This window comes from Stenotrophomonas sp. 05L44_2, assembly GCF_056665995.1.
This window is the reverse complement of sequence record NZ_JBFTNR010000132.1, coordinates 1-7,278: the sequence shown is the minus strand read 5'-3', so window position 1 is coordinate 7,278 and position 7,278 is coordinate 1. Positions and strand designations below refer to the sequence as shown.

The following is a 7,278-nucleotide window of genomic DNA, read 5'->3' as shown; positions in this document are numbered from 1 at the left end:
GCGTCCGATCCGCAGGCTGCAGCACGGGCGATCCAGCAGGAAATCGCGACGGCTTTGGCCGCGCGCTGAGCCCCGCCCCGACGGCGGTCACGCCGGCACCACGAACGCCATCCCGTCGAATGCGGGATGGCGTTCGCATTTGTGCCTGTTGCCCTGACGCACCCGACCCCAGCCGGGAAAACTGTGCGCCGCATCGCGCTGTAAGCGTGGAGCGCCCTCTATCAATCGATGCACCAGCACGGACCGCGGCCGTGCCGGTACCAACCATCGACAGAGGAATACACGGATATGTATCGCAGCACCTCTTTGTTGTTCGGCGGCCTGTTGGCGGCGGCCATCGTCTTTCCCGCCACGGCTGCACCCCAACCCCGCGAAGCACCGCGCATCATCGGCGGCGAGGATGCCAAGCCGGGCGACTACCCGTTCATGGTCAGCCTGCAGGGCATCTCCTACGGCGACACCGACCACACCCGGCACTTCTGCGGCGGCACGCTCATCTCACCGTCCTGGGTGCTGACCGCCGCGCACTGCGTGCAGGGCAATTCGCCCGCCTCGATCGCGGTACTGGGCAATGTCACCAGGCTGTCCACCGAACCGTCCGCGCATGCATCCAACGTCAAGGCCATCCACGTGCACCCGGCGTTCAACAGCGGCAACACGCTGGAACATGATGTTGCCCTGATCCAGCTCAGCGCACCGTTGGCCGATGCGCAGCCGGTCACGCTGCGGTTGCGGCCCGATGCCAGCTATCTCAAGCCAGGCCGGGAGTTCACGGTGATCGGCTGGGGCGACACCGACATCAGTGAAGAACGGCTCTATCCCACCCAGCTGCAGACGGTGCAGACCCCGTTCGTGCCCTTCGCCGAATGCCAGCAGGCCTACGGAGGCGAGCTCGCACGCGGCAAGGTCATCTGCGCCGGCCGCGAAGGGATCGACAGCTGCCAGGGTGACTCCGGTGGTCCGCTGCTGCTGCGCCTGCGCGAGGGCTGGACCCAGTTCGGTGTTGTCAGCTGGGGCGAAGGCTGCGCGTTGGCCGGCTACCCCGGCGTTTATGCCCGAATCGCCGAAAAACATGCCGTAGATTTCATTGAAGCAGTCTGGCAACGCGATTGATCCAGTAAAATCAATGGGTTGAATGACATWTCATCATGTGTTGCGTTAACTTTGCGGGCAGCGTAGGATCGCCGCCATCCGGTCTTCGGGCCGGACATGCGCCACAACACTGTCCACCGGCCTTGCGCCGGTTTGAAGAGCCTGCGATCCCTGTGGTCCGGGCTCTTTTTTTATCCGCCGGGTGCGGCAAGGGCCCATCGGCGCGGGGCGTGGATCCACCGCGCAGTGCGCGCCATGGCAGAAACCGTGACGCCCCGGCTTGCCGCTGTCACGTCGCAGGCCGCAAGATGCGGACCGGTCCGGGGAGTCCGATTGCATGAGCGTGGTAATGCGAGGAAGGTCTGCGCGGGGATGGGGGCTGGCGGCCATGCTGCTGCTGGCCATCGCCGCGTGCCGTGAATCCGGCAGTGATCCGGCCGCCGCGCCGGCTGAACCTGTCGCTGCGGTACAGGCGATGGCGCAACGGCTGGCCGAGGACGACCTGGTCGGCTATGCAAAGCTGTCGGTGCCCCCCAGCCAGTACCAGCGCCTGCAGCAGGCCTGGGCCGACGGCCACAGCCAGTGGCCGCTGACCGGACTGCCGCTGGGCGACCAGCTGCTGCCGATGCTGGCGGCGCTGCGTGAGCCCGGCGCCAGCGTGCAGCTGCAGCGCAGTTTCGATCGCCAGCTGGCCGGCCAGGCCCGTGCCGTGCGCCAGGCCGCGCAGTCGATGGGCAACTTCGGTGTGCAGTACCTGCGGCACCAGAAGGGCTATACGCCCGGCCAGCAGGCGCACTACATCCAGCTGGTGCAGACCCTGGCCGCCTGGGCGCAGGATGCCCCGATCAGCGACCGCGCCAGAGCCCGCAGCAGCATCGCCGCCCTCGTCGGCGCCGCCGCCCAGGTGGGTTTCCAGGACGATGCCGGTCTGCAGGCCGCAGGCATGGAAGGCAGCCTGCAGCAGCTGGCGCCGTTCATCCACACGCTGAAGGCGGTGCTGGCCAGCTATGGCCTGGGTGTGGACGAGGCGCTGCGCAGCGTGCGCGGTGAGCTGCTGTCGGTGGAGGGCGACAATGCCCTGGTGCGCCTGCAGTACGAGCTCGCCGGCCGCGCGATGACCGTGCAGGTGCCGCTGAGCCGGCGCGAGGGTCACTGGTACCTGACCCGTACCCTGGCCGATACCGATGCCCTGTTGCGGCAGGCCGATGCGGCGCGCGCCGCCGCCGCTCCGGACCCTGTGCCCGCCCCGACAACCGATGGGGAAGCGGCAACGCCATCGGCTAAGCCATAATGACGTCGATGTCGAAACAGAACCCGCTGCCGTTCCCCGGCGAAGAATCCCAGCCGACGCCCGCCGACACGGCGCCGGCGTCCCCCTCGACCGACGCCGGCACGCCGCCGGCGGCGACGCCTGTGCACGCGCGTCCTGCCGGCCGCCGCCCGCTGTGGGCGCGYCTGCTCGGGCGCCTGGTGGAACCCTGGCTGTCGCTGAAGATCGAGCCGGAAGACCCGGGCCAGTACAACGATGGCCGCCCGGTCATGTACGTGCTGGAAGACTACGGCCTGTCCAACGCGCTGATCCTGGACAAGGCCTGCCGCCAGGCTGGCCTGCCCTCGCCGCTGGTACCGTTGGCCGGTGACCCCACCGGCCGCAAGCGCGCCTACCTGGCCCTGTCGCGGCGCAGTTCGAGCAACTCGCTGATTCCCGAGCAGCGCGGCGCCAAGACCCATTCCGATTCGCTGGCCAAGGTCCTGCAGGCCCATCGCGTGCGCGACGACCTGGATGTGCACTTGGTGCCGGTGTCGATCTTCGTCGGCCGCGCCCCGGACAAGCAGAGCGGCTGGTTCGCCGTGCTGTTCTCGGAAAACTGGGCGCTGGTCGGCCGCTTCCGCCGCCTGCTCGGCCTGCTGCTGAACGGCCGCAACACCATCGTCCGCTTCGCACCGCCGATCTCGCTGCGCAGCACGGTCGACGAGGGCCTGGAGCCCGAGCGTACGGTGCGCAAGCTGCAGCGCGTGCTGCGTACCCATTTCCGCCGCATCCGCGAGTCGGTGATCGGTCCTGACCTGTCGACCCGGCGCCTGCTGGTGGACCAGGTGCTGGCCGCCGAGACGGTGCGCGAGGCGATCGCCTCGCAGGCCAAGCGCGACAACAGCAAAACCAGCGATGCCTGGAAGAAGGCGCACGCCTACGCCTGGGAAATCGCCGCGGACTATTCCAGCCCGGTGGTGCGCTCGGCCAGCTTCATGCTCAGCCATGTGTGGAACCGCATCTACGCCGGCGTGCTGGTGCACCACCTGGACAAGTTCAAGGCCGCAGCGCCGGGCCACGAAGTGGTCTACGTGCCCAGCCACCGCAGCCACATGGACTACCTGCTGCTGTCCTACCTGCTGTACGACCGCGGCATCGTGCCGCCGCACATCGTGGCCGGCATCAACCTGAACCTGCCGGTGGTGGGCACCCTGCTGCGCAAGGGCGGTGCGTTCTTCATCCGTCGCTCGATCCGCGGCAACGCGCTGTATTCGGCGGTGCTGAGCGAGTACGTGGCGCAGCTGGTCGCCGGTGGCTATTCCATCGAGTACTTCGTCGAGGGCGGGCGCTCGCGTACCGGCCGGTTGCTGCAGCCCAAGGGCGGCATGATCTCGATGACCCTGCGTGCGTTCCTGCGCCAGCCGCGCAAGCCGGTGCTGTTCCAGCCCATCTACATCGGCTACGAGAAGCTGATGGAAGGCGGCAGCTACCTGGATGAACTGTCCGGGCGGCCCAAGGAGAAGGAATCGATCTGGCAGCTGCTGTGGGGCATCCCCAAGGTGCTYAAGCAGAACTACGGCCAGGTGGTGGTGAACTTCGGCGAACCCATCGCGCTGAACGATGTGCTGGCCGAGAAGGCTCCGGAGTGGGGTGGCGAGGCGGTGTCCGAGGACGAGAAGCCCTCGTGGCTGTCGACCACCGTCGATACCCTGGCCGAGCGCATCCAGGTGCGCATCAACGGCGCGGCCGACGTCAATCCGATCAACCTGCTGGCGCTGGCGCTGCTGTCCACGCCCAAGCATGCGATGGGCGAGGCCGACCTGATCGCGCAGATCGAGCTGTGCAAGACCCTGCTGGTGGAGATGCCGTATTCGGGCCGGGTGACGGTGACCCCGCACTCGCCGGAGCGGATCATCGCCCACGCCGAAGAAATCAACGTCCTCACCCGCATCAAGCACCCGCTGGGCGACGTGCTCAGCGTCAGCGGTGATACCGCGGTGTTGCTGAGCTACTTCCGCAACAACGTGGTGCACCTGTTCACCGCATCGTCGTGGGTGGCCTGCTGCTTCCAGAACAACCGCCGCATGAGCCGCACCGGCCTGGTGCAGCTGGGCCGCACGGTGTACCCGTTCCTGCAGGCCGAACTGTTCCTGCCGTGGACCGAGGACGAGTTCGCCCAGCGCATCGACCAGACCATCGACGTGTTCGTGCGTGAGGGCCTGCTGCAGAACGTCAACGAAGACGACGGCGGCATCCTTGCCCGCAACACCGGGCAGACCGACGAAGTGTTCCGCCTGCGCGCGATCGGTCACTCGCTGCAGCAGGCATTCGAGCGCTACTACATCGCCATTTCGGTGCTGGTGAAGAACGGCCCGGGCACGCTCGGCGCCGCCGAGCTGGAAAGCCTGTGCCAGCAGGCCGCACAGCGCCTGAGCCTGCTCTATGCACCGGCCGCGCCGGAGTTCTTCGACAAGTCGCTGTTCCGCGGCTTCATCCAGAAGCTGCGCGAGCTGCGCCTGGTGTGGCCGGACGAGAACAGCAAGCTGCTGTTCGACGAGCGCCTGGACGCCTGGGCCAAGGATGCCAAGTTCATCCTCGGCCGCGAACTGCGCCACACCATCGAACGGGTCAGCCCGGAAGCGGCGCGCCCGGACGAACCGGCACCGCAGGATTGAACCTGCGGCGCCTGTCGGGCCTGGCCGCGTTGATCGCGGCCGGAGGCCTTGCGGCTACTTCGGCGCAGGCTGCAGAAGCCTGCGTGGACGACAACCTGCCCGGGCGCCTGGCCGATGCGCCGGTGCGCCTGTGTATCGAGGCCGGGCAACCGGTGCGCTACCGCTTGTGGTTGGCCGGCGAGGTGCGCATCAGCGGTGATGAATCCGCCGCTCGCCAGGGTCTTGCCGGTGACTGGTACGGGCACCCGCTGGGTCTGCGCTGTTCCGGTGCCGACAACGTGCGCCGCTGCGACCTGACCGTGGACGGTGAGGCGGCCTGGAGTGCGGAGCTGGCGCTGCCGCGTTGATGCAGGGCCCCATCCACGCATGGCGTGGATCCATAGGCTGCCGCTGTGCCATCGGCGTTCGGGGCGGCGTAGGCCAGTAGATCCACGCCATGCGTGGATGGGCCACCGGTTACGCCGGTTCGTCCGGAATCTGCAGGCTTTCCAGCTTGGTGATGCAGTCCTTCAGCTGCAGCTTGCGCCGCTTCAGGCGCTTGAACTCCAGCTCATCTTCGCCGTTGGCGGCCATGCGCGCGATCTGTTCATCCAGCGACCGGTGCTCGGCGCGCAGGGCGACGAGGTGTTCGACGATTTCGGCGGGGTTGTAGGTGTCCACGGTCTCCGAGCATACACAGCGACGATGACTGCCGGGAGAGGGGAATCCCGACCCCGGGTCCGGGCTGCCACAAGCCGGTAGAATGGCGCCATGTCCGCCGTGATCTCCCTGCCCGATCCCCCGCAGCGCGTTCCGCGCGATCCGCGCGTGGACGGGCTCGGGGCGGACAAGCTGGGCAAGCGCCTGCGCCGCCAGGTCGGCCAGGCCATCGCCGACTTCGGCATGATCGAAGCGGGCGACAAGGTCATGGTCTGCCTGTCCGGCGGCAAGGACAGCTACACCCTGCTGGACCTGCTGCTGCAGCTGCAGAAAAAGGCGCCGGTGCCGTTCGAACTGGTGGCGGTGAACCTGGACCAGAAACAGCCGGGTTTCCCCGCGCACGTCCTGCCGGAGTACCTGGCCGGGCTGGGCGTGCCGTACCAGATCATCGAGCAGGACACGTATTCAGTGGTCAGCCGGGTCATCCCGGAAGGCCGCACGATGTGTTCGCTGTGCTCGCGCCTGCGCCGTGGCGCCCTGTACAACCACGCCAAGGCGCATGGCTTCAGCAAGATCGCACTGGGCCACCATTGCGATGATGTGGTGGCCACGTTCTTCCTGAACCTGTTCCACCACGCCAAGCTGGCCGCCATGCCACCGAAGCTGCTCAGCGACGATGGCCAGCACGTGGTGATCCGCCCGCTGGCGTACGTGCGCGAGCACGACATCGCGCAGTACGCGCAGGCGCGCCGTTTCCCGATCATTCCCTGCACCCTGTGTGGCAGCCAGGAAAACCTGCAGCGTCGGCAGGTCGGCCTGATGCTCAAGCAGTGGGACCAGGACCATCCGGGGCGCATTGAACAGATTGCACGTGCAATGGCCGACGTGCGACCTGCGCAGCTGGCCGATGCCGCCCTGTTCGATTTCATGTCCCTGGGCCGCCGTGGCGATGCGGCGCATGCCGATGCCTGGCCGGCCGACGCAGTTCCCGAGACGCCTGCCGTTTAAGGTCGGGCGCCCTTCTTCTTCAGACACCGGAATTCCATGTTCTTTCGCAACCTGACGTTCTTCCGCTTCCCGACTGCCACTGATTTTTCCGAAGTCGATACCCTGCTGCCGCACGCCCTGCTCAAGCCGGTGGGCGCACTGGAAATGAACTCGCGTGGTTTCATCTCGCCATTCGGCCGCGAAGAGAAGGAAGTGCTCTCGCACCGCATTGCCGAACACCTGTGGCTGACCGTCGGTGGCGAGGACAAGATCCTGCCGGGCGCGGTGGTCAACGACCTGCTCGAGCGCAAGCTGGAGGAGATCGAAGAGAAGGAAGGCCGCCGCCCCGGTGGCCGCGAGCGCAAGCGCATGAAGGACGACCTGCTGCATGAACTGCTGCCGCGCGCCTTCGTGAAGTCCTCGCGCAACGATGCCTTCATCGACCAGCTGCACGGCTATGTGGCGGTGGACACCTCCAGCCGCAAGACCGGCGAATACTTCATGTCCGACATCCGCGGCCTGCTTGGCAGCTTCCCGGCGATGCCGCTGAACGCCGAAGTCGCGCCGCGTTCGATCCTGACCGGCTGGATCGCCGGCGAGCCCCTGCCCACCGGCTTCAGCCTGGGCGAGGAG

The 7,278-nt window shown here is 67.3% G+C and carries 7 protein-coding genes; 6 read left to right on the top strand and 1 reads right to left on the bottom strand.

What is annotated here, in order from left to right:
• The first annotated feature begins 288 nt into the window (after positions 1-288).
• The 4 genes from AC1VAN_RS06625 (at position 289) to AC1VAN_RS06610 (ending at position 5,366) form a co-directional block, all read left to right on the top strand.
• Positions 289-1,113 (top strand): S1 family peptidase, encoded by an 825-nt coding sequence (locus AC1VAN_RS06625; RefSeq protein ID WP_032978418.1) that lies wholly within the window; start codon positions 289-291, stop codon positions 1,111-1,113.
• Positions 1,114-1,429: 316 nt separating this feature from the next.
• Positions 1,430-2,383 (top strand): hypothetical protein, encoded by a 954-nt coding sequence (locus AC1VAN_RS06620; RefSeq protein WP_025875426.1) that lies wholly within the window; start codon positions 1,430-1,432, stop codon positions 2,381-2,383.
• Entirely contained in the window at positions 2,383-5,019 is a 2,637-nt protein-coding gene (gene plsB / locus AC1VAN_RS06615) for a glycerol-3-phosphate 1-O-acyltransferase PlsB (protein WP_025875424.1), read from the top strand. The genes AC1VAN_RS06620 and plsB overlap by 1 nt, the downstream gene beginning before the upstream one ends.
• Positions 5,016-5,366 (top strand): hypothetical protein, encoded by a 351-nt coding sequence (locus AC1VAN_RS06610; protein WP_032978415.1) that lies wholly within the window; start codon positions 5,016-5,018, stop codon positions 5,364-5,366. Before plsB ends, AC1VAN_RS06610 begins: the two co-directional genes overlap by 4 nt.
• Positions 5,367-5,475: 109 nt before the next feature.
• Here AC1VAN_RS06610 and AC1VAN_RS06605 read toward each other — a convergent pair whose 3' ends face one another.
• On the bottom strand, positions 5,476-5,679 hold the full coding sequence (locus AC1VAN_RS06605) for a YdcH family protein (protein WP_032978412.1): 204 nt from the start codon (positions 5,677-5,679) through the stop codon (positions 5,476-5,478).
• Positions 5,680-5,769: 90 nt separating this feature from the next.
• On the opposite strand from AC1VAN_RS06605, the gene ttcA reads away from it, so the two are divergent.
• A complete protein-coding gene (ttcA, locus tag AC1VAN_RS06600) occupies positions 5,770-6,666 on the top strand; it encodes a tRNA 2-thiocytidine(32) synthetase TtcA (RefSeq protein WP_032978410.1) in 897 nt (298 codons plus the stop codon).
• 36 nt (positions 6,667-6,702) lie between these two features.
• A partial coding sequence (gene rdgC, locus AC1VAN_RS06595; RefSeq protein ID WP_480985502.1) for a recombination-associated protein RdgC occupies positions 6,703-7,278 on the top strand: 576 nt, incomplete at its 3' end.